This is a genomic window from Mycolicibacterium baixiangningiae (genome assembly GCF_016313185.1).
Classification (GTDB): Bacteria; Actinomycetota; Actinomycetes; order Mycobacteriales; family Mycobacteriaceae; genus Mycobacterium; species Mycobacterium baixiangningiae.
This window is the reverse complement of sequence record NZ_CP066218.1, coordinates 5,137,875-5,163,822: the sequence shown is the minus strand read 5'-3', so window position 1 is coordinate 5,163,822 and position 25,948 is coordinate 5,137,875. Positions and strand designations below refer to the sequence as shown.

Genomic DNA, 25,948 nt, shown 5'->3' with positions numbered 1-25,948 from the left:
CGCAGCCGTTAGAACACCTGTGATTCGAGCCGGCGCAGCTGGTCGCGGGGCGGGCCGAACAGTTGAGCGCTGCCGTGCGCCCGCTTGAAGTACAGCTGGATGTCGCTTTCCCAGGTGATCGCGATGCCGCCGTGCATCTGCACCGCCTCGGCGGCCACCGCCGAGAACGCCTCGGTGGCCGAGAAGCGCGCCAGCGCAGCCGACGTCGGAGAGGGTTCGGACAGCGCCTCGTCGACGACGGCCTTGGCGGACTGCACCTTCACGTACAGGTCCGCCATGCGGTGCTTGAGCGCCTGGAAGCTGCCGATCGGGCGGCCGAACTGCACCCGGTCCTTGGTGTAGGCGACGGTCAGCTCGAGGCATCGGGTGGCCGCGCCGATCTGCTCGGCCGCCAGAAGCAGCGCCGCGGTGTCCGCCAGCCCGGGGTCGGCGCCGATTTCGGCGGTCTCGCCGGGTTCGAGGCGGGCCAGCCGCCGGGTCAGGTCCATCGCCTGCAGCGGATGGGCCTCGAACGACGTCCAGCGGGTGAGCTGCCCGTCCGCCGCCCCGATCACGACGTCGGCGATGTCACCGTTGACGACGTAGCCGGGGTCGAAGACGACCGCCCCGATCTGCGCGCCCTCGGCCAGCCCTTCGAGCGCTTCGGTATCCGGCTCGCCGGCCGACAGCAGCGCGAGTTGGGCCAGTGTCGTGCCGAGCAGCGGCGTCGGCACGAGGTTCCTGCCGAGCTCCTGCATCACCACGGCCGCGTCCGCGAGTTCGCCGCCGGCGCCACCCAACTCCTCGGGCACGACCAGCGCGGCCGCGCCGACCTGCTCGCACAGCAGCGTCCACAGCGACTCGTCGTACCCGCGCTCCGACGTCATCGCCTCACGCACGGCGGCCGGCGACGCGTGCTTGTCCACCAGCGCCGCCACCGTCTCGCGCAGCAGCTCGCGTTCTTCGCTCATCAGAAGGCCTCCAGCACCCGCGCACGGTGCGACGTCGGATCGCCCCACGCCGAGCGAAGGGCCTGCACGCGCAGCAGCCACAGTGACAGATCGTGTTCGTGGGTGAACCCGATCGCGCCGTGTGTCTGCAACGCTGAGCGGGCAGCCAGCAGCGCGGCCTCGGACGCGGCCACTTTGGCCGCACTCACGTCCCGCGCGGTGTCGGGGGAGCGGTCGCCCAGCGACAGTGCGGCGCCGTACACCAGCGGACGGGCCAACTCGATCGCGATGTGCACATCGGCCAGCTTGTGTTTGATCGCCTGGTAACTGCCGATTGCGCGGCCGAACTGATGCCGTTGTTTGGCGTAGTCCACCGACTGGTCGAGCATCGCCTGCGCCGCACCGACCAGTTGCGCGGCCGTCGCGAGCGCACCGAACTCGAACGCGAGGGCGACGTCGGCGTCACGCGCCTCACCGGACGCGCTCACGTCGAAGAGTCTGCGGGCGGGGTCGACGGACTCGTGCTGTGCGGCGGCGGTGGCCTCGCTGACCGTCCCGTCCTGCGCGAGCAGCACCAGCCCCGAGGTGTCGGCGTCGACCGCACGCGGCACGGCGGGGGGCAGCGCGACGGTGACGACGAGCTCACCGGCGGCCAGCGCCGCGCTGCGCTCGTCGCCGCGCAGCAGAACCGGCGCCACCGCAACGGATTCCGCCACCGGGCCCGGCACGCACCAGCGGCCCAGCCGTTCGGCGGCGACCACCAGGTCGACCGGGGTGGCGTCGATACCGTCGTGTTCTTCGGCCACCATCAGCGCGGTCACCCCGAGGTCGGCCAGTGTGGCCCACACCTTGCGGCCCGGTGCCGTGTCACCGTCGGACCACGCCCGCACCGCGGCCGGAACACCGGCGGCGGTCAGTGCGGCATCGATACTGGCAGCGAAATCCCGCTGCTGATCGTCGAGTTCGAAGTTCACTTCGCTTGCCCTTTCGGCTCGCGGGGAAGACCCAACAGCCGCTCGGCGATGATGTTGCGCTGAATCTCGTTGGTACCGGCGTAGATCGGACCACCGAGCGCGAACAGCAGGCCGTCGGTCCAGTTGTCGGCCAGCTCGCCGTCCGCGCCGCGCAGGTCGAGTGCCGTCTGGTGCAGCGCGACGTCGAGGTCGCTCCAGAACACCTTGGTCACCGACGATTCCGCACCGAGCTCACCGCCACCCGCCACGCGCGTGACGGTGCCGAAGGTGTGCAGCCGGTAGGCCTGTGCCTTGATCCACGCGTCGGCCACCCGCTCGGCGAACGCCGGGTTGCGGTCCTTCTGCCATTGGGCGACCAGCCGTTCGGCGGGTGCGAGGAACCGGGCCGGGCTGCGCAACGACATGCCGCGCTCGTTGCTCGACGTGCTCATCGCCGCGCGCCAGCCGTCGTCGACCGCACCGATGACGTCGGCGTCCGGGACGAACACGTCGTCGAGGAAGATCTCACCGAATCCCGTGTCGCCGCCGAGCTGGCCGATCGGGCGGACGGTCACCCCGTCGGCTTTCAGGTCGAACATGACATAGGTCAAACCCTTGTGCCGCTGCGACTCCGGATCGGAACGGAACAGCCCGAACGCCCGGTCGCCGAACACCGCCCGCGAACTCCAGATCTTCTGCCCGTTGAGCAGCCATCCGCCGTCGGTGCGGGACGCCGTTGACCGCAGCGACGCCAGATCGCTGCCCGACTCCGGCTCCGACCAGGCCTGTGCCCAGATCTCCTCGCCGCTGGCCATCTTCGGCAGCACCCGGTCCATCTGCTCATCGGTGCCGTGCGCGAACAGCGTCGGCGCCAGCATGGATGTCCCGTTGGCGCTCGCGCGTCCGGGTGCGCCGGCGCGGAAGTACTCCTCCTCGAACACGATCCACTGCAGCAGCGTCGCGTCGCGGCCGCCGTAGCGCTGCGGCCAGGAGATCACCGACAGGCCCGCGTCGAAAAGCACCTTGTCCCAGCGCCGGTGCTGTTCGAAGCCTTCGGCGTTGTCGTAGGACTTCGTCGGGAAGTCGTCGCGGTGGGAGGACAGGAATTCACGCACCTCGGCGCGGAAGTCCTCGCTTGCGTCGTCGAACGTCAGGTCCATTCAGGCTCTCTTCCTCAGGAGCGGTTTGACGACCTTGCCGCCCGGGTTGCGGGGCAGCGCGTCGAGGAACTCCACCGAACGCGGTGTCTTGAAGTTCGCGAGATGCTCGCGCGTGTAGGCGATCACGGTCTGCTCATCGAGGTGGGCGCCCGCTTTGGTGACGACGAATGCCTTGCCCACCTCACCGAGCCGCTCGTCGGGCACACCGATCACGGCCGATTCGGCGACCCCGTCGAGGCGGGCCAGCACCTGCTCGATCTCGGCGGGGTAGACGTTGAATCCGCCGCAGATGTACATGTCCTTGAGCCGGTCGGTGATCTGTAGGTTGCCGTTGTCGTCGACGGTGCCCACGTCGCCGGTGTGCAGCCAGCCCTCGGCGTCGATCGTCGCGGCGGTGGCCTCGGGGTCGTCGAGATAGCCGAGCATCACGTTCGGGCCGCGCAGCAGCACCTCGCCCGCGTCGTGTTCGTCGGGTGAGTCGATGCGCAGTTCGAAGTCGGCGATCGGCCGCCCGCATGTCGTGGCGACGGTGACCGCGTCGTCGTCGGCCCGGCACATCGTCCCGAATCCGCTCGCCTCGGTCAGCCCGTAGGCGGTCAGCACGATGTCGATGTCGAGTTCGGATTGCATCCGTTCGATGAGGACGACGGGGACGACGGCGGCGCCGGTGACCGCGAAGCGCAGCGAACTCAGGTTGTACTCAGCGCGTTTCGGGTGGTCGAGCAGCGTCTGGTAGATCGTCGGCGGTCCCGGCAGCACGGTGATGCGCTGCTCCTGGACCGCGGCCATCGCCTTCTCGGAGTCGAAGGTCAGCTGGGGAATCAGCGTGGCGCCGGTCTGCAGGCAGGCCAGGATGCCGGCCTTGTAGCCGAAGTTGTGGAAGAACGGGTTGATGCAGAGGTAGCGGTCGGAGCTGGAGAGCTGTCCGCATTCGGCCCAGGCCGCGGAGGCGTCGAGCGATTGGCGGTGGGCGCACAGCACCCCCTTGCTGCGGCCGGTGGTACCCGAGGTGAACAGGATGTCGGACACGTCGTCAGGGCGTACGGCCCCTGCCCGCTCGTCGACCGCGCCCAGATCGGTTCCTCGCGAGACGAATTCGTCCCACGTCCCGTCGTTTGTGTCGATCGGCACCCGCACGATGTGGCGCAGCGACGGCAGCGCGGTGCGGTCGAGGTCGGCGGTCCGGTCGGCGCCCAGGAACTCACCCGCCGAGATCAGCAGCGGGGCGGACGTGCGGGCCAGGATGTCGCTCGCCTCGCTGGCGGTATAGCGGGTGTTGAGCGGGACGACGACGCCGCCGGCGTAGTGGGTGGCCAGGCATGCGACCACCCAGTGCCAGGTGTTGGGGGACCAGATCGCGATGCGGTCGCCGGCGCTTATGCCGAGTTCGATCATCGCCGCCGCGGCCTGCCGCACCTCGTCGCGAAGCTGCGCATAGGTGAGGCGACGGTCGTCCGTGACCACCGCCTCGCGGTCGCCGAACTGCTCGGCAATCCGGTCGAGAACGGCGGGGATCGTCCTCGGGGCGGTCGTCATTGATGCTCCCTCTAACAAAGCAAGTGCTTGGTAGGTTAGCCTACAGGGGTGATAGAGGTCCAGGAGTTCCGGGCCGAGGTCCGGCAGTGGCTCGCCGACAACCTGGTCGGCGAATTCGCGGCGCTCAAGGGGTTGGGCGGGCCCGGCCGCGAGCACGAGGCATTCGAGGAGCGGCTGGCGTGGAACCGCCATCTCGCCGCGGCGGGGCTGACCTGTCTGGGATGGCCGGAGAAGCACGGCGGACGCGGGCTGTCGGTCGCGCACCGCGTCGCGTTCTACGAGGAGTACGCGATCGCCAACGCGCCGGCGAAGGTCAATCACTTCGGTGAGGAACTCCTCGGCCCGACGCTGATCGCCTACGGCACACCCGAGCAGCAGGAGCGGTTCCTGCCCAAGATCGTCGACGTCACCGAGCTGTGGTCCCAGGGCTACTCCGAACCCGGCGCCGGCAGCGATCTCGCGAACGTCGCGACCACCGCGGTGCTCGACGGCGACCAGTGGGTGATCAACGGCCAGAAGGTGTGGACGTCGCTGGCGCACTGGGCGCAGTGGTGCTTCGTCATCGCGCGCACCGAGAAGGGGTCGAAGCGGCACGCCGGTCTGTCGTATCTGCTGGTGCCGCTCGACCAGCCCGGCGTCGAGGTCCGTCCGATCATCCAGCTGACCGGTGACTCCGAGTTCAACGAGGTTTTCTTCGACGACGCCCGCACCGACGCGTCGCTGGTGGTGGGTGAACCGGGTGACGGGTGGCGCGTCGCGATGGGCACGCTCACCTTTGAACGCGGCGTGTCCACGCTCGGTCAGCAGATCGAATACGCCCGCGAACTGTCCGGGATCGCGGAGCTCGCCAAGAAGACCGGCGCCGCCGACGATCCGCTGATCCGTGAGCGGCTCACCCGCTCGTGGGCCGGATTGCGCACGATGCGGTCGTATGCGCTCGCGACCATGGACGTCGAGCAGCCGGGCCAAGATAATGTGTCGAAGCTGTTGTGGGCCAACTGGCATCGTGAACTCGGCGAGATCGCGATGGACGTCGAAGGCGCTGCGGGTCTGGCCCTGAAAGACGGCGACTTCGACGAATGGCAGCGGCTGTACCTGTTCTCGCGAGCCGACACCCTCTACGGCGGGTCGAACGAGGTGCAGCGCAACATCATCGCTGAGCGGGTGCTCGGCCTACCCAGGGAGCCCAAGGGATGAATCTCGCAGAAGCGCCGAAGGAGATCGACGGCCACGGCCTGCTGACCGGCAAGGTGGTGCTGGTGACCGCCGCTGCCGGCACCGGCATCGGGTCGACGACGGCGCGGCGCGCGCTGCTCGAAGGCGCGGACGTCGTCATCTCCGACTACCACGAGCGCCGGCTGGGCGAAACCCGTGACCAGCTCACCGAACTCGGGCTCGGCAAGGTCGACTCGGTGGTCTGCGATGTCACGTCCACCGAAGCCGTCGACGCCTTGATCAGCGCCACCGTCGAAAAGGCCGGCCGGCTCGATGTTCTCGTCAACAACGCCGGGCTCGGCGGCCAGACACCGGTGGTCGACATGACCGACGACGAGTGGGACCGCGTGCTCAACGTGACCCTGACGTCGGTCATGCGGGCCACCCGCGCCGCACTGCGCTACTTCCGCGAGGCCGACCACGGCGGCGTCATCGTCAACAACGCCAGCGTGCTGGGTTGGCGGGCCCAGCACTCGCAGTCGCACTACGCCGCGGCAAAGGCGGGGGTGATGGCGCTGACCCGGTGCAGTGCGATCGAGGCCGTCGAGCACGGGGTGCGCATCAATGCGGTGTCGCCCAGCATCGCCCGGCACAAGTTCCTGGAGAAGACGAGTTCGTCGGATCTGCTCGACCGGCTCTCCGAAGGCGAGGCGTTCGGCCGCGCCGCCGAACCCTGGGAGGTGGCGGCGACGATCGCGTTCCTCGCCAGCGATTACTCCAGTTACCTGACCGGCGAAGTGATCTCGGTATCGAGCCAGCACCCGTGACCGCATCCGCAGCCGGCCAGCCGCCGACCCGGCGCGACGAACTTCTCGACCTCGCCGCGACGATGTTCGCCGAGCGCGGGCTGCGGGCCACCACGGTGCGTGACATCGCCGATTCGGCGGGCATCCTGTCCGGCAGCCTCTACCACCACTTCTCTTCCAAGGAGGAGATGGTCGACGAGGTGCTGCGCGGTTTCCTGGACTGGCTGTTCGAGCGGTATCACCAGATCGTCGAGACCGAACCGAATCCGCTCGAACGGCTCAAGGGCCTGTTCATGGCGTCGTTCGAGGCGATCGCCTCCCGCCACGCCCAGGTCGTCATCTATCAGGACGAGGCCAAGCGGCTCTCGTCGCAGCCGCGCTTCTCCTACGTCGAGGAGCGCAACCGGGAACAGCGCAAGATGTGGATCGAGGTGCTCAAGCAGGGCATCGCGGAGGGTTATTTCCGGCCCGACATCGACGTCGACCTGATCTACCGGTTCATCCGAGACACCACGTGGGTGTCGGTCCGCTGGTATCAGCCGGGCGGCCCGCTCACGGCCGAAGAGGTCGGCCGCCAGTACCTCGCCATAGTCCTCGGCGGAATCACCGCCGGCGCATCCGAAGGAGAAACACATCATGCCTGAGGCGTACATCATCGACGCTGTGCGGACGCCCGTCGGCAAGCGGAACGGCTCGCTGGCCCATGTGCATCCGATCGACCTGGGCGTGCATGCGTTCCGGGGCCTCTTCGACCGCGTCGACGTCGACCCGGGCGCCGTCGACGACGTGATCGTCGGCTGTGTGGACGCGCTGGGCGGGCAGGCCGGCAACATCGGCCGCAACGCGTGGCTCGCCGCCGGCTACCCCGAAGAGGTGCCGGGCGTGACCGTCGACCGGCAGTGCGGGTCTAGTCAGCAGGCGATTTCGTTTGGCGCACAGGCGATCATGTCGGGCACCGCGGACATCATCCTGGCCGGCGGCATGCAGAACATGAGCCAGATCCCGATCGCGTCGGCGATGGTGGTGGGCAAGGAGTTCGGATTCACCTCGCCGACAGGCGAATCGGAGAACTGGCGGCACCGCTACGGCGACCAGGAGATCTCCCAGTTCCGCGGCGCGGAACTGATCGCGGAGAAGTGGGACATCTCGCGCGAGGAGATGGAGCAGTTCGCCTACACCAGCCATCAGCGGGCGTTCGGCGCCATCCGCGGCGGCCACTTCGACAACGAGGTCATCCCGGTGGGTGACTTCGGTGTCGACGAGGGTCCGCGCGAGTCGACGCTGGAGAAGCTCGCATCGCTCAAGCCGCTCGCAGAGGGCGGCCGGCTGACTGCCGCTGTGGCGAGCCAGATCTCGGACGGGTCGAGTGCGGTGCTGCTGGCTTCGGAGCAGGCCGTAAAGGAGCACGGTCTCAAGCCGCGCGCCCGCATCCACCACATCAGCGCCCGCGGCGCCGACCCGGTGTTTATGCTGACGGGCCCGATCCCCGCGACGCGTTACGCGCTGGAGAAGACCGGGCTGTCGATCGACGACATCGACGTCGTGGAGATCAACGAGGCGTTCGCCCCCGTCGTCCTCGCCTGGCTCAAGGAGACCAAGGCCGACCCGGAGAAGGTCAACCCGAACGGTGGAGCGATCGCGCTGGGGCACCCGCTCGGCGCGACAGGCGCCAAACTCTTCGCCACGATGCTCAACGAACTCGAGCGCACGGGCGGCCGCTACGGCCTGCAGACGATGTGCGAGGGCGGCGGCACCGCCAACGTCACGATCATCGAGCGCCTCTAGTCCCCTTCTCGCGAGACAGGCGTCAGTGGTCGTGGATGATCACGCCGCGGATGTTGCGGCCCGCGCGCATATCGGCGTATCCCTCGTTGACCTCGGCCAGCTTGTACTCGCGGGTGACGGTCTCGTCGAGCAGTAGCTTGCCCTCGCGGTACAGGCTGAGCAGTCGCGGGATGTCGGCGCGCGGATTGGCCTCGCCGTAGAGGCTGCCCAGCAGGCGCTTCTGGAAGAGAGTGAACATCATCAGGCCGAGGTTGGCGGTGGTGTCGGTCATCGCGGCGATCGCGGTGGCCACCACGCCGCCGCCTTTGCGGATGATGTTGAGCGCATCCTCGATCATCGAGCCTTCCAGCAGTCCTACGGTCAAAATCGCCGAATCGGCCATCACGCCGCGGGTCACGTCGGCGACCAACTCCGTGGCCTCGGGCATCGACGTGACGAAGTGGGTGGCGCCGAACTGGAATGCCTTGTCCCGCTTCGACTCCACCAGGTCGACGACGATGATCTTCTCCGCGCCTGCCAGGCGGGCGCCCTGGATCGCGCCGCTGCCGATTCCGCCGCAGCCGACCACGACGACGGTGTCACCGGGCTGCACGTCGGCGGTGTTCACCGCCGAGCCCCACCCCGTGGTCACGCCGCAACCCAGCAGGCATGCCCGCGAGAGCGGAATGTCGTCGTCGATCTTGACCACGGATGCCTCGGGCACAGTCCCATGCTGAGAGAAAGTGCCGACGAGCGCCATCACGCCGACGTCCTGTCCCCGGGCGCGCCGACGGTAGCTGCCGTCGAGTTGCGTTCCGGTCATGATCATCGCGCCGAGGTCGCAGAGGTTCTGGTGTCCGGTCGAGCAGAAGCGGCACCGTCCGCACGCGGGCAGGAACGACGCCACGACGTGGTCGCCGGGTGCCAGACCGATGACGCCCGGACCCACCTCACGCACGATGCCGGCCCCTTCGTGACCGCCGACCAGCGGCAGCGGCCCCGGCAGGTCGCCGGTGCGGACGTGTTCGTCGGAGTGGCAGAGACCGGTTGCCTCCCACGACACCAGTACCTCGCCGTCACCGGGGGGATCGAGGTCGATCTCCTCGACCGTCCAGTCACCCCCGTACTCCCACAGAATGGCCGCGTTGGTCTTCATGCGCGCAGTCTAGGAAGCCGCGGCCCGCGCGACGGGCGTTTGCCGACTATTGCGCGAGAGCCAGCCCGCCGAGCGCGATGATCCAGCTCGCGAAGCTGCCGACCAGGAAGTACTCGGTCACTTCGTCGATGCCGACACCCAGATCGCCGTTGCCGTTCGCCTTCGCCTTCTGCGCGTTGATCTCCGGGAATCGGATGATGCTCTTGGCGGCGACGACGGCGGTCGCGGCGGCCAACTGTCCGGCCAGCCCGAGCCCGAGGATCAGCAGCCGCTCCATCGGCCCGAGCAGCCGCCCGCCCTTGAGCCGGTCCGACGGCTGCGGCTGCCCGGCGGGTTTGACCGCACCGACCGACCCGAGTACCAGCCGCACCAGCTGATTGCCGGTGACCAGCTGCAGCAGTACGACGGCCACCACCATCAGCAGCCGGTCGGGGGTGAGGGCGTCGACCGCGGGCAGTTGCGTCCACGTCGACCACCGGCCGACCAGCCCGGTGACCTCGGAGGCCCACCCGGACAACAGGATCAGGGTGGCGGCGGCCGAAGCCAACACCAGCAGTGGGGCCCATTGCCGGTGGCCGGTGCGTTCGGCGCGTGCCCCGAGCAACTCCCAGGCGATGCCGGCGGCGCAGGCGATCACCAGTAGCGGGACGTCGCCGCGGTGCCACAGGCCGGCCAGCAGCGCGCACCCCACGACCGCCGCGGGCACGACCGCAACGGGCAGCCATGCCCGGCGGGCGACCCGCCGGCACATGTCGGCGAGACCCACCGCGATCAGCAGGACGGCCAGCGCGCTCACCGGACACCGCGCAGGTAAGTCGTGGTCAGGACGAGCAGGTCCAACCCGTCCCGGCCGGCACGCTGGGACACCGCCGAGGCGCTGACGTGCTCGGCGGCGGCGATGTCCTTCTTGGTGCGGTTGCTCAACAGGCCCTTCAAGATCCTCGACGACCGGTCATCGAGTGATCCAAGCAGGTGGTCCCGACACAACAGTGCGGCGTTGACGGCGTCGACGTCCGGTCCGGCGGTGTCTGCGGCCCGGCGGTACGACGTGCGGACGGCGGCGAGGCCCGGTTGGCGCTGCGCGGATGCGGTCCACTCGATCGCCTCGCGCGCCGCCCACCAGCCGGGGCCGTCCTGGATGCCCGTTTCGGCGTCGAGCACGGTGATCGGCCCCCACCCGATGCCGAAGCGGATGTCGATGTCCGGTGCGACGGCGAGCCGGACCGTCAGGGCGGCGTCGATCGCGGCGCCGACGCTCTGATGGGTGCCCTGGAACTCGTCGCCGACCGTGAAGGCGAAACCGGCCGCGTCGAGCGCATCGCCGAGCTGCCGGTGCAGCGCGCGGCGGTCCGGTGCGCGGCGCGAGGCGACGACGTCACCGATCACCGCAGCGGCCGCTGAAGGATCCGGCTTAACATCGCCCATATGAAGACTATAGCTTAATTGGAGGCGAATTCAGCTGTGAGCTACATCGACGAGCGGCTACTCCACCAGTGCCGCGGCCGCCTGGAGGTGCTTGACGGCGTCGTCGACGATCGACGGCACCAATTCGGCGCACGACGGCAGATCGTCGAGGATTCCCGCCACCTGACCCGACGCCAGTACACCGGCATCGGTGTTGCCCTCGACCAGGCCGGCTTTGAGCAGCATCGGGGTGTTGGCCGCCATCACGACCTGCGACCAGGTCAGCTCCTTGCCGTGGCGCATGGCCAGGCCGTCCTTGACCATCGAACGCCACGTCATGCCCGACATCTTCTTGAACTTCTGCGCGTTGCCCACCGCCGCGACGAGGCCGCGCACGGGCGAACCGCTCTCGAGTTTCTCCACCAGTCCGGTCCGCAGTACGCGGTGCGGCATCCCGTCCACCCGGGTCGACACCACGGTGCCGTCGAGTGCGGCCTGCAGGTACCGCTGCTTGACGGCGTCGGGCACCGTGGAATCCGAGGTCAGCAGGAAGCGGGTGCCCATGGCAACTCCAGCGGCACCGTACGACAGGGCCGCCGCGAGCCCACGGCCATCGAAGAAGCCACCGGCGGCGATCACCGGCATCCCGGTGTCGGCCACGGCGTCCAGTACCGACGGCAGCAGGAGTGTCGTCGCGATGGGGCCGGTGTGGCCGCCGCCCTCACCGCCCTGCACGATCACCGCATCGGCCCCCCAGCCGGCGACCTTCTTGGCGTGCTTCGCCAGGCCGACCGACGGGATCACCACGACGCCGGCCTCTTTCAGCCGTGCGATGAGGTCGGGTTTCGGCGCCAGCGCGAAAGACGCGACCTTCACGCCCTCGCGGATCAGCAGGTCGACCCGTTGGTTCGCGTCACCCGCGTCGGCCCGGATGTTGATGCCGAAGGGTTTGTCTGTGGTGGCCTTGACCTTGGTGACGGCCGTCTGCAGTTCCTCGAGCGTCATCGTGGCCGACGCGAGGATGCCCAGACCGCCCGCATTCGACGTCGCCGACACCAGCCGCGCCCCGGCCACCCAGCCCATGCCGGTCTGCACGACGGGATGGTCGATCCCGACGAGCTCGGTCAGCGCCGTGCGAAGACGGGTCACGACCGGATTTCCCTGTCCCGCAGCGACTTCGGATCAATCACCTCGCGGATCAGGCGTAGCTCCTCGTCGGACGGCTCACGCGTCACCTCGGCGGAGTCCAGACCGTGGATCTCGAAGGAGGTGTTCTCGGCGACCTGTGCGGCATCGACGCCGGGATGCAGCGACACCGCGCGCATCTGGTGGTCGGGCCCGGTGAAGTCGAAGACGCCGAGATTGCTCACGACGCGGTACACGTTGAGGAACCGGTACGCCGGGTTGTCGGGGTCCACCTTGTCCCACCCGACGCCCGACACGATGTCCACCGAATCGCCGAACACCCGCGTGCTGTGGCCGCCGACCCAGTAACTGGTGGCGTGGTTGATGGTGTTGCCCGGGGCGCCGCGCACGCCGAACATCTGCCGCTTGGGATGCTGGATCGGGCCGAAGGCCGACAGGTTCTGGTTGCCGTACCGGTCGATCTGGTTGGCGCCCATCACGACATGGCGTCGCCCCCACGTCAACGTCTCGAAGACGCGGCCGAACGGCATCCAGCCTTCGATGGCACCCGTCGCGCCGAGTGCGGGGGTGTCCGCCAGCAGGCGGGCCTCACCGTCGGTCAGCAGGATGTCGGGGGAGAACGTCAGCCGGGCAAGGCGGGCGCCGACCGACACCATGTTCGCCATCGGGCTGACCATGATCTCGCCTGCGCCGCGGAACAATTCGGCACACGCGACGGCGCACACTTCGGCGCGGGTCACAGTGGTCGTTTCGCTGGTCATTTCGCGGCTCCCTGCTCTTCGGCGAACTTGCGGACCGCGGCCTGGTAGTCGGCCTCGCTACCGGACAGGTACGTGCTGACGAAGGTGGCCCACGTCTCGTCGGAGCCGGCAGCCTCGGCGTAGTGCCGCTGGAATTTCTCGTCGCGGCGGTAATCCGGTTCGGCCATGGTGAAGTGCGCACCGTTGGGTGCTTCGACGACGGAGTCGACCATCATCCGGTTCACCAGAAGCGCCTGTGGGGGAACGGCCTTGATGAGCTCTTCGGTGGAGACCACCTGCTCGACACTCAGCAGCCGCTGCTGGGCGGACATCAGGAACAGGTCGTCGAAGTAGGGGTCGATTCCGGTGTAGGCCGCATTCCCCTGCGTGTCACCGAGGTTCATGTGCACGAACGCCGCGTCGAGGTTCAGCGCAGGCATCGCGACCAGTTCCTCATAACCCTGACCCGTCGGGTAGGGCGAGCGCACCGTCTTGAGTTCGTCACCCCAGAACGTGCGCACATCGCTGCCGAGGCCAGCGCGGATGGGCAGGAACGGAAGACGTTGCGCGGCGGCCTGCAGACCGCACCGCAACATGCCCTCGTCCATCTCGCGTGCCTCAATGGCGCCGGTGGTGCGCGCCTTGGCGAACCACGGGTCGTAGAACGGCGGCGAGTCCAGCGATACGAACCCGTAGTAGACCCGCTTGACCTTGTTCGCCGAGCACAGCAGTCCGAGGTCCGGCCCGCCGTAGGTGACGACGGTGAGGTCGGTGACATCGGTGCGCAGCAGCGCCCGGATGAAGGCCATCGGCTTGCGCCGCGAACCCCAGCCGCCGAGGCCGATGGTCATACCGCTCTCGATCGATGCGACGGCCTCGTCGAGAGTCGTTGTCTTGTCGCTCATCTCTTCCCCGCTCGCTTCGCTCGTGCCCGCCGAATCATGCCTTCCCGCCCTTGTCAGTCCCGGCGAACGCATCCCGGTGCTCGTCGGACACGCCTGCCAGGTTCAGCTCGAACGTGAAACCCTGCTCCATTCGGTACCTCGCGTTGGGCGGCTGCACGTCGATGAGGTTCAGCGCCTCCTTGGCCGCGCGGATCACCCTGGTGTCTTTGACGGCGATGTCGCGGGCCACCCGCAGCGCGGACTCATCGAGGTCGGCGCGCGGGACGACCTCGTGCACCGAGCCGAAGTGGTGCAAGGTCTCGGCGTCGACGGTGGCGGCGGTGAAGAACAGCCGGCGCATCAGGTGCTGCGGCACGAGCCGCGACAGGTGCGTGGCGGCGCCCAGTGCGCCTCTTTCCACCTCGGGCAGTCCGAATTTCGCGTCGTCGGAGGCGACGATGACGTCGGCGTTGCCGACCAGCCCGATACCGCCACCGACGCAGAATCCGTTGACCGCGGCGACGACGGGCACCTCGCACTCGTACACCGCGCGGAAGGCGTGGAAGCAACCGCGATTGGCGTCGATGAGCGCGGTGAAGCCCTCGGTGTTCTGCATCTCCTTGATGTCGACACCGGCGTTGAAGCCGCGCCCTTCGGCCCGCAGGATCACCACGTGGGTGCTGCGGTCGCGGCCCGCGGCGGTGATGGCGTCGCCGAGTTCGAACCAGCCGCGCGACGGGATCGCGTTGACGGGCGGGTAGTCGACGGTGACCGAGACGATGCCCGGTTCCACGGTCTTGGTGCTGATGGACATGCGAACTCCTGAGCTGACTGCTGGGGTGACTACCTAAGCAAGCACTTGCTTGGTACGCTAGCACAGTGAGTGACGCTGCTGGAATCAATCTCGGACTCGTCGGCCGGGTGGTGCTCGTGACCGGCGGCGTCCGTGGTGTCGGTGCCGGTATCAGCGCTGTCTTCGCAGCTCAGGGCGCCACGGTGGTGACCTGCGCCCGCCGGCCGGTCGAGGGCAGCCCGTACGAGTTCCGCCCCTGCGACATCCGGGACGACGACGCGGTCGAGGCGCTGATCGACGGCATCGTCGGCGCGCACGGCCGCCTCGACGTGGTGGTCAACAACGCGGGCGGTTCGCCCTACGTGCCCGCCGCCGAGGCCTCGGCCAAGTTCAGCAGGAAGATCGTCGAGCTGAATCTGCTGGGCGCCCTGTCGGTGTCGACGCACGCCAACGCCGTCATGCAGACCCAGGAGGCCGGCGGCTCGATCGTCAACATCACCAGCGTCAGCGGCAGACGGCCCACACCGGGCACCGTCGCCTACGGCGCGGCGAAGGCCGGTATGGAGAACATGACCACCACCCTCGCCGTCGAGTGGGCGCCGAAGGTGCGCGTGAACTCCGTCGTGGTCGGCATGGTCGAGACCGAGCAGTCAGAACTGTTCTACGGTGACGCCGAGTCGATCGCCGCCATCTCCCGCAACGTGCCGTTGGGCCGGTTGGCCGCGCCTGCCGACATCGGCTGGGCGACAGCGTTTCTCGCCTCCGATGTGGCGTCCTACATCAGCGGCGCATCACTCGAAGTGCACGGCGGCGGCGAACCCCCGCACTATCTGTCGGCCACCACCGCCGACATCAAACAGTAAGAGGAGACACGCATATGGGACTGCTCGACGGCCGTGTGGTCATCGTGACGGGCGCAGGTGGCGGGATCGGCCGCGCGCACGCGCTGGCATTCGCCGCAGAAGGCGCGCGGGTGGTGGTCAACGACATCGGTGTGGGCCTCGACGGGTCCCCGGCAGGGGGCGGCAGCGCCGCGCAGAGCGTCGTCGACGAGATCACCGCCGCCGGTGGCGAAGCCGTCACCAGCGGTGCCAACGTCGCGGACTGGGGTCAGGCCGAAGGCCTCATCCAGACGGCGGTCGACTCCTTTGGCGGGCTCGACGTCCTGGTCAACAACGCCGGCATCGTCCGCGACCGGATGTTCGCCAACACCAGCGAAGAGGAATTCGACGCCGTCATCGCCGTCCACCTCAAGGGGCACTTCGCCACCATGCGACACGCCGCGGCGTACTGGCGGGCACAGTCCAAGGCAGGCAACACCGTGGACGCCCGCATCGTCAACACCAGTTCCGGTGCCGGGCTGCAGGGCAGCGTCGGGCAGGCCAATTACAGTGCCGCCAAAGCGGGTATCGCCGCGATGACGCTGGTGGCCGCGGCCGAGATGGGCCGCTACGGCGTGACAGTGAACGCGATCGCACCGTCGGCCCGTACCCGGATGACCGAGACGGTGTTCGCCGACATGATGTCGACCCAGGATGCCGAATTCGACGCCATGGCACCGGAGAACGTCTCACCACTGGTGGTGTGGCTGGGTTGCGTCGAGTCCCGCGACGTGACCGGCAAGGTGTTCGAGGTCGAGGGCGGCAAGATTCGCGTCGCTGAAGGGTGGGCGCACGGTCCGCAGGTCGACAAGGGTGCCCGGTGGGATCCCGCCGAACTCGCGCCGGTCGTGAAAGATCTGCTCGCCAAGTCACATCCGCCGGTGCCGGTGTACGGCGCCTGACGCGCAGCCAATGGCCTGATGCGGGCATACCAGCAAATCTCCAAGCTGTCCGCTGCGGTCCATGACGTCGGACATTCGACGAGCGGTGACGGACTGGGCGACATAGCCGTCCAGTGACTGTCGCCTCGATCCAGCTGGCCGAGCCGCATCCGGCGACCGCGGAAAACACCGACCTCCAGCAATGCCCTTGCATGGGCAAGGATCGCGGGTACGATCGGGATTCCGAATCCGCGCCATCGGACGAACTGGGAGATCCGGTGGCAGCGTGAGGTTCGAGCTACGGGGGGCTTCAACGGATGCCATCGCGACCGGACCATGGATCGGCTCTGCGGTTCGGGTTCCTGACCGAGCTCTACCATCCGAGCGTCGGCGGTCAGGAGGTCTTCTTCCAGGAGCTGGCCGAAGCGATGGTCAGACGTGGGCACCATGTCGACGTCCACTGCATCGGCCACCAACCGGGGCTCGCCGACACCGAGGTGGTGAACGGCGTCCATGTCCGCCGTCATCCGAACGGCGGGCACTACAAGACTCCCAAATTGGCCGACATGCGCAGGAATTGGTCGGACATCGTGAAGTACAGCGCCGGAGTGCGACGGCTGGCGACGTGGAACCGATACGACTTCTTCCTGCTGAACCAGTGGCCGCTCATGCACGTCCCGGCGCTACCGGCCGCCGTGAAATCCCGCAGCGCCGTGCACTGGTGCGAGATCCGGGAAGACCGGCTGCTGCGCGTCCTCCAAGCGCAGCTGCCGAAACGGGTCGGCATGAACTTCGCCGTCAGCGAGGCGGTGGCGGCGTCGATACGTCAGCAGTCCCGACAGGATTGTGGCGTCCTACCCAGCGGAATCGAGTCGAGGCGGTACAGGTCTGCGCCGAAGGCTGAGCGCTCCGGTGTGCTCTACGTCGGGAGGTTGGCGCCGCACAAGAATCTGCCATTGCTCATCGACGCCTTCGCCTTGGCCGCTGAGCGAGGATTCGCGGGCGACCTGGTGATCGCAGGGGACGGACCGGCCCGCGCCGACATCGAGTCCTCCGCGCGTCAGTCCCCGGTGGCCGACCGGGTGCGCGTCCTGGGCCCGGTCGACGAGGCGCAGAAGATCGACCTGCTATCCCGCTCGGCGATCCTGGGAATGCCGAGCCGCCGGGAGGGTTTTCCGCGGGTGATCGCCGAGGCGATGGCCAGCGGCCTGCCCGTCGTGACGGCCGATTTCACCGAGAACGGGGCGCGCGACGTGGTCCGGCAGTTCGGTGCCGGCGTGGTCTGCGGCACCGAACCCGCGGAATTCGCGGATGGGTTGCACGAGGCCGAAGCGCAGTGGGATCGGTTCTCCCGGGCAGGTCTTGCCGGCACCGACTCGCTGGATTGGTCGCGCATCGCCACGACGCTCGAAGAACACGCCCGCGCAGTGACGCGGCGAAACCAACGCTGACGAGGGGGAACGTAGTTGCGGATCATGGTCACGGGCGGAGCGGGTTTCGTCGGTAAGGAGTTGGTGCGCGCGCTGCGCGATCGGTCCGATCTGCTGGTCGCCGACCTGCTGCGCTACGGCACGCCCGACTGGCTGGCAGGCGAACCGGAAGGTTTTGCCTTCCGCCGCATCGACATCCGCGATGCCGCGGCCACGCGGGAACTGATCGAGGAGTTCGCCCCTGACGTCATCGTGCACCTGGCCGCGATCCACTACATACCCGAGTGCGACAAGGATCCCGCCAACGCCGTCGCGACGAACGTCGCGGGAACGGTCAACCTCCTGGCTCCCTGCCCGGAGGGCACCCGGTTCGTATTCGCCAGCAGCGGAGCGGTCTACCAACCGGATGAGGCGGCGCACCGCGAGCACGAATCGGTGGTCGCACCGGTCGACATCTACGGCTTCACAAAACAGCACGGCGAAGACTACCTGCGTACGCTGGCCGCCAACCGCGGCCTGGCGGGTGTGATCGTGCGCCTGTTCAACGTCATCGGGCCGGGCGAGACCAACCCGCATCTGCTGCCCGCGATCGTGGCGCAGCTGCGGAACAACCCGGAAGCCATCTCCCTGGGAAACACGTGGCCCAAGCGTGACTACATCGACGTCCTCGACGCCGCAGGAGGATTCGCGGCCGCCGCTCTCGGCGCCGCGCCGGAGCCCGGCAGCTGTGAGGTGGTCAACCTCGGCAGCGGACAGCAGTACTCCGTCAACGACATCGTGGAGCGGATGAAGTCGGTGCTCGGACTCCAGTTCGAGGTAAGCCAGGACGAACGCCGGATGCGCGCTGTCGACCGGCCGTTCCTCGGCGCCGACATCACCCGTATCCGCGAGGTGTTCGACTGGAGCCCTGTACACGGGCTCGACGAAACGCTGAAGCGTATGTGGGACAACCCCGAGTTCCTCCCCGCACTGGAAGGACGCCTGACCTAACCATGGTCGGACGTGAGCGCATCGATCTCCTGTTCGATGCCCGGCACATCCGGCAGAGCGGTATCGGCACCTATATCGCCACCCTCCTGCCGCATCTGGAGGAGACGTTCGCCTCTCGCGGGATGTCACTGGCTGTGCTGGTCGCCGAACGCGCCGTGCCCCCACTGCGGGACTCCACGACGACCATCGTCGAACGGGAGATCGCACCGATGTATTCACTGGCCGAGCAACGGGTCTGGGATCGCGTATTGAAAAGCACTCGACCACAGGGCTTCTGGACCCCCCACTATCCGTTCCCGCTCGCCGCACTACGCATGACGGGAACGAGACCGATGCTGTTCAGCACGGTGCATGACACATTGCATGTGATGAGCCGGGAGGTCAGCGGTCACAATTTCGCCCGACGGATGTATGCGCGGGCCATGATGCGCCTCGACGTCCGGATGTGTCGCAAGATCTTCGCGCCCTCTGAGGCGACGGCGTCGTCGTTGACCAGGATGGCACCTGCCGCACCGGTGATGGTGACGCCCATTCCCGTCGATGACCAATGGTTCAAGCCGGTCGATCCCGGACTGTCGCCGGTCTCCGGTCGGTACATCCTATATGTCGGCAACGCGAAATGGCACAAGAATCTTCCACTGTTGCTGGAAGCATACGCCGGTGTGGCGCAGGATATTCCGCCCAAGATCGTGATCGCGGGCAGCGGTGAGTCGCTGCGCGCCGGTGACGAACGTGTCGCCGAGCTCGCCGCCCGGCAGGGCGCCCGCGTCGAGGTGATGGGCCGGCTCGACTTCGATGTTCTGCGCGCCCTGGTGGCATCGGCCGATCTGTTGGTGATGCCTTCGCTACACGAAGGTGCGGGTCTGCCACCGATCGAGGCGATGGCGTCGCGCACTGCGGTTCTGGCGTCCGGCATCCCGGCGTTGCGGGAGACATGCGGTGACGGAGCCGAGTACTTCGACCCCCGTGATTATCGGGCTCTGGCGGTGCTGCTCGCCAAGTACTGCCTCGACGACAGTGCCAGAGCGGATCTGGCAGCGCGGGGGTGGGCGCATGTCACCGCGCGTCAGTCGGGCATCGCCTTTGAGACGGCAGCGGAAGCGGTGGCCGCCGAACTCGCCGTCGGCTGATCACGTCTGTGGGCGGCGCCCGTCTCTGTGCGGCGCATCGGCCGGGCGATCGTCCTACGACGCTGCCACCACGGCCGGAAGGTGAACGCCGCCAACACCGAAACGCCGTAGCCGGCTGCAGCCGAGAAGACGGGTACAACGGCGGCGGCGTCGTCGACGTCGATGCGCACCACGACCACGATGTGCGTCGCGGCCTCAATGGGCAGGTCAGAAAGTGGCTCGGTGCCGATGGCCCCCGCATCGATGATCGAGGTCAAGTGATCATCCGGGTCCCGGGACGGCCGGTGGTCAGCCGCGGCGACCTCCAGAAGTGCTGCGACGACGTCGGTTCCGGATTCCGGCGTGAGGCCCACGATGACGACCGTTCGGTGGGTGTTCGCAGCACCGATCTGCGCTGACAGTGTCCTGGCCAGTGCGACCTGGGGCGCGCCCCAGCCTGCGGACTCGGGCAGACGGAGGTTCACCGGCGGGATGAGCACTCCGTCTGAGGCCTGGGCGATCTGCGAGACCAGTGAGGGTGAGCGCCTGCGGCGGGCCAAGGACAACCCGGCGACGGCGCCGCCCAGTCCCACGGCCCCGACCGCCGCTCCGGTGATCCATTCGGCGGCCGGGTTGTCATCCACTGTCGGGGGCTGCAGGACCGTGACCGCGCCCGCTGATTGCGCCTGCACCAGGATGCCCTCCCTGAGCCTCGCGATCTCGGCAGTCCGTAGCGGGTCGAGGGTGGCCGCCGTCTGCCACTGGTCGAGGGTGGGCAGCACAGAGCGCAACTGACCGTCGGCGCGTTCCTTCACGGCCCGGCCGTACACGTCAATCGCGGTCTGCACGGCCGCCCTGGCGTCGTGCTCCGATGTCGCGACGCTGCTGAGTTCGACCACCGAGGAACCACCCACCTGTTGGGCCACCACCTCGGTGTCCCCGGCTTCCGTGCTCACGGCTTGCGCGAAACCCTCACCGGACAGATATGCGACCTCGCCGGCGACGTACGATTCGGTCGCCGCCTGGGTGTCCGGGGTCGAGTAGTCGGCACCGCTCGCGACCGCGGCGAGATCGGCCGGTTGGGTGATCCGGATGAATGCCGTGGCTGTGACATCCGGCGCTCGCAGGGCGAACAGGAGAGCGCCGAGCACCGCGCCGACGACGGTGCAGGCGACTGCGGTCAGAATCAGCCGCGGACGGCGGATCTGCCGTTCGAACGTCACAAGCGTCGCCACCGGAGGCGTCAACGCGGTACGTGCTTCCGTAGACATTGCGAGCTACGGCCTTTCGGCGGCATCAGTTCGTCGGCGCCGCCACAGCAGGAGACCCACGGTCGCAGTGCACACCGCGACGACCGCCAGACCGATACCGATACCGATACCGAGCCACGGTGCCCGATGCTCGACGACGTTCGGAGGCTCGAACGGATCGCTGCCACCGGCCCTGACCGTGAGATCGACCGGGGTACCCGCCGCGCCCGCGGCGAGCACGTCGCCGCGGAGATCGTTCCAGCCGCCCGCCAGACCGTCCAGGTACCCGAAGAGCGGATCGACCAACGTCCAGGCATCGGTCGTGGTCACCAGGACGACAGTGCGATCACGCGGTGGGTCCGCGAACACCTGGATCGACCCCAGACCGTCGGCGATGTCGGCGCGCAGGTTCTGCGGCAGGCCGACATCGATGGCCGAGCGATTGCCGCCGATCGGTGGGTTCAGCGACGTCTGCTCGACCGCAACCGAATTGGCGACGATCAATGCACCCGAATCCGCTTCCGCAGCGGCCTTGACGTCGACCACCTGCGGTGTCATCGGTGTCGACGTTGCCCTGGAGACGGCCGCGACGACGGCGGCCGCGTGACCGAGCTGTTCCTGCCCGCTGCCGTCCATTGCGACGTAGAACCTCGGGCTGAATTCCGACGGCAGCGCGCCGAATCCACCCAACGGCGGCCCGCCGCGGACGAGCTGGAGCGTCGACCGTGGGTCCACGGCGAACTCCATCGGCGCGATCAGCGGGCCACACTCCTGCCCGGGCGTGTAGGTGATCTCGAAGTCCAACGCGACCCGTTGTGTCAGCGCCTGACTCGGGACATCGAACGTCGCATCGACGCGACCGCTGGCATTGAGCGGTGCCGTGTAGACGACCGTGTCGTGGGCGCGCACCGTCAGCGCCGCCGCATCGCCGCCGGCTACCGGTGTGTAGTCGGCGAGCAGGTTCACACCGACCCCGGCGATCCGCCCGCCACCGAGCGCGGCGCGGTCGACGCCGATGTTGAACGTACTGCGCCGCAACACACCTGCACGGCCCTCGAGGTTCAGCTGGCTGAAGGTCAGGGTGTCTCCGGTCGGCAGCTGGTGCGACGCCGACTGGTCTACGCGCGCCCGGGTCACCTGTGCCAGCGACTGGAGTTCGTTGTCGAGCAGTGAGATCTGCGCCGTGAGCTCGTCGCCCCTCCCGGACACACGGAGAAATGCGCCCGGGTTGCCTGCTTCTTCGACGGCGAGGCCCGCCGATCCGCGCTCCACGACGACCGCGCGCGCCATCGGACCGGTTGGCGGTGGCGCGGTGCCGCGCGGTGAGCTGATGACCCGCACCTGCACCGGCTGTGGGTTGTAGAGACGGGTCAGCGTGGAAACCAGCGTCAAGACCGCCTGCTGCTCGGACGGGTCGGCGTCAGTGGGCGCGACGACGGTGACACGTTGCAACACCGGCGGGAAGAACGTCGCGATCGTAACCGGGCTGGGTTCGTCGCCCGAGTACACGGCCGCGAGGTCGGTGACGACCAGCTGTTGGGCCGGGCCACAGTCCGCGGGGATGTCGTTGGTGCGGACCAGGAATTGAAGCGGCAGCGAGGAACCCTTCGGGCGGGCGCCTGAGATGTCGATGTCGAACGGAAGGGGGGCGGGTCGCGCTGAACGCGGTGGTATCTCCACCATTCCGAGGAAGGTTCCGTTGTCGTCAGTGACCTCCAGGAAACCTGCTCCGAGGTTCGCCTGGTCGCGGATGACACCGCGCAGTCGGACCGCTGACATCCCGGCCGGCAGCGGTAGGTTCACCTCCGAAGCGACGTTGTTGCCCAATTCGAGTCGCGGACTGACGCCGACGGTCGGGAACGAAAGCACGACCTCGCCGGGTGGTTCGGGTTGCGCGTGTGCGCTCGGTAGCGTCACGGTGCCGAACAACGGTGCGACAGCCAACAAAAACGCGGTGATTAACGACCGTGCCACGGGACGTTTGCGCGCAACGTTGACGGGTGGGCGACTTTGTGCGGGGACGGAGTGCGCTGGATCCGCCCGAATTGCATTCACCGTGCCGATGTCCACGAATACCGCGGGCTTCCTGATCCCAGTGATTGCACGCTGTTCCGCTTTCGGTTCGGAGCTCGGACTCTCGACAGTGGCTGAACTATACCGCCGCAAAGGTCACATCGACGCCAAGCGCAAGGACTCGGGTGCGCACCGCGGAGATGGCCGGGCTGCCGATATTCGCGTGCCCGTAAAAGCAGCCATGGGAGGGTAATTCGAGTGCGGGGGGTCGCGGCAGCGTTGCCCGAATATGTGGGACGCCAATACCGCTACTATCTAGTTTCATTGCGACCCTTCAGGATGGAGGCCCGTGACTTTGTCTGCCAATGCGCGGGCGGCGTCTGAGACGACGTTATCGTCGCTCGCCTCGATCGAAGGTCGCGCTTGGACGACGAAGCTCATGGTGGCGGCCTTGGTCGGCGTCGTTGCCGGGGCGCTCATCGGTCACACGGTCTTCCGGTTGCTCGGCACTGATGCCACCGCGACCGCGCTTCTGCGTATCGATCAACCACCGAACCTGGTGGCCGTGGCCGGAGGAGCGAGTCAGAGCACCCCCGACACCCAGGAGAATCTGCGGAGTTACGCCTCCGGGGAGGTCGCCTACCTGTCGGGGAGTGGTTTCGCCCAGGAAGTCGCGGAGAAACTGGGGAAATCCGAGCCGGCCGATCTCGATGTCATGCAGGACGGCGAGACGACAGTGGTGACCATCACCAGCACCGCGCTCACTGCAAGCGATGCCATCAGAACAGTCGCCGCGGCAGTCGAGCTGTACCGGACCCAACTCGCTCAGCGCACCGATCAGCAGCTGCGCGTGGTGCTGCCGGTTCTCGACCGCTGGGAGCAGGAGGCCGGCCCAGATCGCGTCCAGACGATCCACGGCTTGCGGAACAGCGTGATGCTCCAGGCGGCGTCGAGCGGCGCCGCCGTGCTGCAGACGCCAACTGTCAACGCGGATACCGCACATCGCGCAACGATCGGCGCGCTGCTCGGCGCTCTGCTCGCCGGATCCGCGTTGCCGCTGGTTCTGATGGGCCGCCGGCGGCGGGCGGGTGTGTTGTCGTCAGACCCCGAGGTGGCCGAGTCCGTCGACGGCATCCTGATCCCCGCGGTGAATCTGCGGCAAGGAAGACGCCGCAACGAAGACGACACCACGCTGGCCCGAACGTTGTGGGCGCAGTTGCCGGACGCGCCGGGCGTAGACCGCATCGTGGTCGTCCTCGGCGCTTCATCGGCATCCGGCGCGGCACGGGTGTCCACCCTGTTGTCGTCGGCGGCCGCGGAGAACGGACCGGTCACGACCATCTCCCTCGGAGACGCCGCCGACGAATCGCTGGTCCTCGACAGCTGCGCCGGGTCGGCCGTCGTCGACGCGGGCGCTCTCGGCGGCTCACCGTTGGTTCCCCGTGTCCTCGGGACGGCGACCTGCGTCGTGCTGGTCGGACGGCTCGGGGTCGACACCGTGACGCAGGTGCTGGCCGTCCGCGCCGCCACAGCGTCGCTTGCCGTACCGCTTGTCGCGGCCTTCACCTATCGGCCCTGGTGGAGCTTCGGCCCCACGCAACGGGACAGCCCCGCCGAACCCGCACGTGCGGACGCGTAGCGGTGACCATTGAGGCCGAACCGCAGCCGGTGCGGCCCGGACTGGCCGGACGGTGGTGGTTCAGGCCGGCGTTCTTCATGTTGCTCCCCGTCACGATGTCGTTCCTGGCATGGATGGGCCTCGTCGGCTGGCGCGAGTTCGGTGAACGAACCTCTTCGTGGGCGAAGCTGTCCGGATTCGCCGAACCGTCGACGACGAGTGCGTCGGGCATCGTGTTACTGGTCGTCTGGTACGCCGCGGCGGTGTCGGTGGCGACGATCGGGTGGCGGTTGGGCACTGACAAGAAGCTCGACCCCGCCACCGTCGAACGGATCAGCAGCCCGAACTTCGAGAAGCGGTACTTTCTCCTGGTCCTGGCCGCCGCACTGGTCGGAGTGCTGTACTCCTATTACAAAATCGGCAGTTCGCAGTCCATTCTTGATTCGCTGACGACGCAGAGTAATCAGTTCACCACCTCGCTGCCCGGCTACGCCGGAATACAGACGCTCCGTTCAGCGACGATTCTGGCCGCACCGGTCGGCATCTATCTGTGGCGAAAGAAGGTCATCGGGTTTCACTTGATGGCGCTTTCGGTCCTGCTCCTGGTGTTGAATGCCGCCATCGCATCGCGTCTTTCGTTGTTCATGGCCGCGTTCGTGTTCGTCACCATCATGGTGGTCAGCAGGGTGCCGTCCAAACGTGTCCGGCTGAATCGAGGGCGCCGGTGGATGACGCTCATCGTCATCGGAGCAGTGGGCTTCGGGGTGCTCACCGGGCTCAATTACATTCGCAACGCGAACTATTACCGGGATGCCGGTGTTGCCAACCCATTCGAGATGAACCTCTATCAGATGGGTGCCTACCTGGCCACTCCCGCCCAGGTGTCGCTTGGAGTGGCCGAGGCGGTGATGAGTGGTTCCTGGGAGCAGACCGGACACCGGATCGACTCGATCAATGCGGCGCAACCGACATTCCTGCAGTTCACCAAGGTCAGTAAGGAAGACGGTCTGCGCGAAGGCGCTTTCTACGGGTACAGCGTCGTATTGGAGTCGAACTTCACCACGAACTCTGTCTTCGCCGACACCTATGCCATCTACGGGATGTGGGGCTGGGTCTACGCGATCCTGCTGTATTCGGTTGCCGGCTATCTGTTCGCGCGACTCGTGCGCTACGGGGTGGTCGTCGCGGGATCGGCCGGGGTGATGGCGTACGCACTCTCGGAGATATGGCGCACCCAGATCGTGAACTACGGCTTCGTGATATTCCTGCTGTTGCTCACCTGGGCGTGCGCTGTCGCGGCGTTGCTCTGGTGCCGCGTGGACGAGAGGGCCGCCCCGTTCTGATCGGTGA

Annotated in this window: 24 protein-coding genes; 11 read left to right on the top strand and 13 right to left on the bottom strand. The window is 67.7% G+C overall.

Features of this window, described 5'->3' with window-relative positions; all coding sequences use genetic code 11:
* Window positions 1-8: 8 nt before the first annotated feature.
* Genes ipdE2 through fadD3 form a run of 4 tightly spaced genes read right to left on the bottom strand, consistent with a single transcriptional unit; the run spans window position 9 to window position 4,578 of the window.
* A complete protein-coding gene (gene ipdE2 / locus I7X18_RS24495; protein WP_193046580.1) occupies window positions 9-950 on the bottom strand; it encodes an acyl-CoA dehydrogenase IpdE2 in 942 nt (313 codons plus the stop codon).
* The gene (locus I7X18_RS24490; RefSeq protein WP_193046579.1) at window positions 950-1,903 is read right to left on the bottom strand and encodes an acyl-CoA dehydrogenase family protein; all 954 of its coding nucleotides are present in this window, start codon (window positions 1,901-1,903) and stop codon (window positions 950-952) included. Before I7X18_RS24490 ends, ipdE2 begins: the two co-directional genes overlap by 1 nt.
* Complete coding sequence (locus I7X18_RS24485) at window positions 1,900-3,042, bottom strand: acyl-CoA dehydrogenase family protein (protein WP_193046578.1); 1,143 nt, start codon at window positions 3,040-3,042, stop codon at window positions 1,900-1,902. The genes I7X18_RS24490 and I7X18_RS24485 overlap by 4 nt, the downstream gene beginning before the upstream one ends.
* Complete coding sequence (gene fadD3 / locus I7X18_RS24480; protein ID WP_193046577.1) at window positions 3,043-4,578, bottom strand: 3-((3aS,4S,7aS)-7a-methyl-1,5-dioxo-octahydro-1H-inden-4-yl)propanoate--CoA ligase FadD3; 1,536 nt, start codon at window positions 4,576-4,578, stop codon at window positions 3,043-3,045. It abuts the gene before it with no gap.
* 48 nt (window positions 4,579-4,626) lie between these two features.
* Between fadD3 and ipdE1 the strand changes: the two genes are divergently transcribed.
* The 4 genes from ipdE1 (at window position 4,627) to fadA6 (ending at window position 8,324) form a co-directional block, all read left to right on the top strand.
* A complete protein-coding gene (ipdE1, locus tag I7X18_RS24475) occupies window positions 4,627-5,775 on the top strand; it encodes an acyl-CoA dehydrogenase IpdE1 (RefSeq protein WP_193046576.1) in 1,149 nt (382 codons plus the stop codon).
* Window positions 5,772-6,560, top strand: coding sequence for a (5R,7aS)-5-hydroxy-7a-methyl-1-oxo-2,3,5,6,7,7a-hexahydro-1H-indene-carboxyl-CoA reductase (gene ipdF / locus I7X18_RS24470; protein WP_193046575.1), 789 nt, complete (start codon window positions 5,772-5,774; stop codon window positions 6,558-6,560). Before ipdE1 ends, ipdF begins: the two co-directional genes overlap by 4 nt.
* 62 nt (window positions 6,561-6,622) lie before the next feature.
* Complete coding sequence (locus I7X18_RS24465; RefSeq protein ID WP_226863760.1) at window positions 6,623-7,183, top strand: TetR/AcrR family transcriptional regulator; 561 nt, start codon at window positions 6,623-6,625, stop codon at window positions 7,181-7,183.
* The gene (fadA6, locus tag I7X18_RS24460; protein WP_193046573.1) at window positions 7,176-8,324 is read left to right on the top strand and encodes a steroid 3-ketoacyl-CoA thiolase FadA6; all 1,149 of its coding nucleotides are present in this window, start codon (window positions 7,176-7,178) and stop codon (window positions 8,322-8,324) included. The genes I7X18_RS24465 and fadA6 overlap by 8 nt, the downstream gene beginning before the upstream one ends.
* 22 nt (window positions 8,325-8,346) lie before the next feature.
* On the opposite strand, the gene I7X18_RS24455 is transcribed toward fadA6, so the two are convergent.
* From I7X18_RS24455 to echA20, 7 genes are read right to left on the bottom strand one after another with little or no spacing between them, the layout of a single operon-like run.
* The gene (locus I7X18_RS24455; protein WP_193046572.1) at window positions 8,347-9,459 is read right to left on the bottom strand and encodes an NDMA-dependent alcohol dehydrogenase; all 1,113 of its coding nucleotides are present in this window, start codon (window positions 9,457-9,459) and stop codon (window positions 8,347-8,349) included.
* A 46-nt stretch (window positions 9,460-9,505) separates the two neighbouring features.
* Complete coding sequence (locus I7X18_RS24450; protein WP_193046571.1) at window positions 9,506-10,255, bottom strand: hypothetical protein; 750 nt, start codon at window positions 10,253-10,255, stop codon at window positions 9,506-9,508.
* A complete protein-coding gene (locus tag I7X18_RS24445; RefSeq protein WP_193046570.1) occupies window positions 10,252-10,884 on the bottom strand; it encodes a SatD family protein in 633 nt (210 codons plus the stop codon). Before I7X18_RS24445 ends, I7X18_RS24450 begins: the two co-directional genes overlap by 4 nt.
* 57 nt (window positions 10,885-10,941) lie before the next feature.
* Entirely contained in the window at window positions 10,942-12,012 is a 1,071-nt protein-coding gene (gene ipdC / locus I7X18_RS24440; RefSeq protein ID WP_193046569.1) for a (3aS,4S,5R,7aS)-5-hydroxy-7a-methyl-1-oxo-octahydro-1H-indene-4-carboxyl-CoA dehydrogenase, read from the bottom strand.
* Entirely contained in the window at window positions 12,009-12,770 is a 762-nt protein-coding gene (gene ipdB, locus I7X18_RS24435; protein WP_193046568.1) for a cholesterol ring-cleaving hydrolase subunit IpdB, read from the bottom strand. The genes ipdC and ipdB overlap by 4 nt, the downstream gene beginning before the upstream one ends.
* Entirely contained in the window at window positions 12,767-13,654 is an 888-nt protein-coding gene (gene ipdA, locus I7X18_RS24430) for a cholesterol ring-cleaving hydrolase subunit IpdA (RefSeq protein ID WP_193046567.1), read from the bottom strand. The genes ipdB and ipdA overlap by 4 nt, the downstream gene beginning before the upstream one ends.
* A gap of 34 nt (window positions 13,655-13,688) precedes the next feature.
* Window positions 13,689-14,447 (bottom strand): (7aS)-7a-methyl-1,5-dioxo-2,3,5,6,7,7a-hexahydro-1H-indene-carboxyl-CoA hydrolase, encoded by a 759-nt coding sequence (gene echA20, locus I7X18_RS24425; protein WP_193046566.1) that lies wholly within the window; start codon window positions 14,445-14,447, stop codon window positions 13,689-13,691.
* Between the two features lie 65 nt (window positions 14,448-14,512).
* On the opposite strand from echA20, the gene I7X18_RS24420 reads away from it, so the two are divergent.
* The 5 genes from I7X18_RS24420 to I7X18_RS24400 all read left to right on the top strand — a co-directional run bounded on the left by I7X18_RS24420 (window position 14,513) and on the right by I7X18_RS24400 (window position 19,738).
* Window positions 14,513-15,289, top strand: coding sequence for an SDR family oxidoreductase (locus I7X18_RS24420; protein ID WP_193046565.1), 777 nt, complete (start codon window positions 14,513-14,515; stop codon window positions 15,287-15,289).
* A gap of 14 nt (window positions 15,290-15,303) precedes the next feature.
* The gene (locus I7X18_RS24415) at window positions 15,304-16,209 is read left to right on the top strand and encodes an SDR family oxidoreductase (protein WP_193046564.1); all 906 of its coding nucleotides are present in this window, start codon (window positions 15,304-15,306) and stop codon (window positions 16,207-16,209) included.
* A 296-nt stretch (window positions 16,210-16,505) separates the two neighbouring features.
* Window positions 16,506-17,639, top strand: a complete 1,134-nt coding sequence (locus tag I7X18_RS24410; protein WP_193046563.1) for a glycosyltransferase family 4 protein — start codon at window positions 16,506-16,508, stop codon at window positions 17,637-17,639.
* A gap of 24 nt (window positions 17,640-17,663) precedes the next feature.
* Window positions 17,664-18,608: an NAD-dependent epimerase/dehydratase family protein gene (locus I7X18_RS24405; protein WP_226863720.1), complete on the top strand. Its 945-nt coding sequence runs from the start codon at window positions 17,664-17,666 to the stop codon at window positions 18,606-18,608.
* A 2-nt stretch (window positions 18,609-18,610) separates the two neighbouring features.
* Window positions 18,611-19,738 (top strand): glycosyltransferase family 4 protein, encoded by a 1,128-nt coding sequence (locus tag I7X18_RS24400; protein WP_193046561.1) that lies wholly within the window; start codon window positions 18,611-18,613, stop codon window positions 19,736-19,738.
* Here the strand turns inward: I7X18_RS24400 and I7X18_RS24395 are convergent.
* Both I7X18_RS24395 and I7X18_RS24390 read right to left on the bottom strand, forming a co-directional pair.
* On the bottom strand, window positions 19,675-20,988 hold the full coding sequence (locus tag I7X18_RS24395; RefSeq protein ID WP_193046560.1) for a hypothetical protein: 1,314 nt from the start codon (window positions 20,986-20,988) through the stop codon (window positions 19,675-19,677). The genes I7X18_RS24400 and I7X18_RS24395 overlap by 64 nt on opposite strands.
* A 6-nt stretch (window positions 20,989-20,994) precedes the next feature.
* Window positions 20,995-22,911 carry a cellulose biosynthesis cyclic di-GMP-binding regulatory protein BcsB gene (locus tag I7X18_RS24390; protein ID WP_198730474.1) on the bottom strand — a complete coding sequence of 639 codons (1,917 nt, stop codon included), beginning with the start codon at window positions 22,909-22,911 and terminating at the stop codon, window positions 20,995-20,997.
* A 511-nt stretch (window positions 22,912-23,422) separates the two neighbouring features.
* On the opposite strand from I7X18_RS24390, the gene I7X18_RS24385 reads away from it, so the two are divergent.
* Together I7X18_RS24385 and I7X18_RS24380 are read left to right on the top strand one after the other, a co-directional pair.
* A complete protein-coding gene (locus tag I7X18_RS24385; protein ID WP_193046558.1) occupies window positions 23,423-24,619 on the top strand; it encodes a hypothetical protein in 1,197 nt (398 codons plus the stop codon).
* 2 nt (window positions 24,620-24,621) lie between these two features.
* The gene (locus tag I7X18_RS24380) at window positions 24,622-25,941 is read left to right on the top strand and encodes an O-antigen polymerase (RefSeq protein WP_232375321.1); all 1,320 of its coding nucleotides are present in this window, start codon (window positions 24,622-24,624) and stop codon (window positions 25,939-25,941) included.
* Window positions 25,942-25,948: the final 7 nt, after the last annotated feature.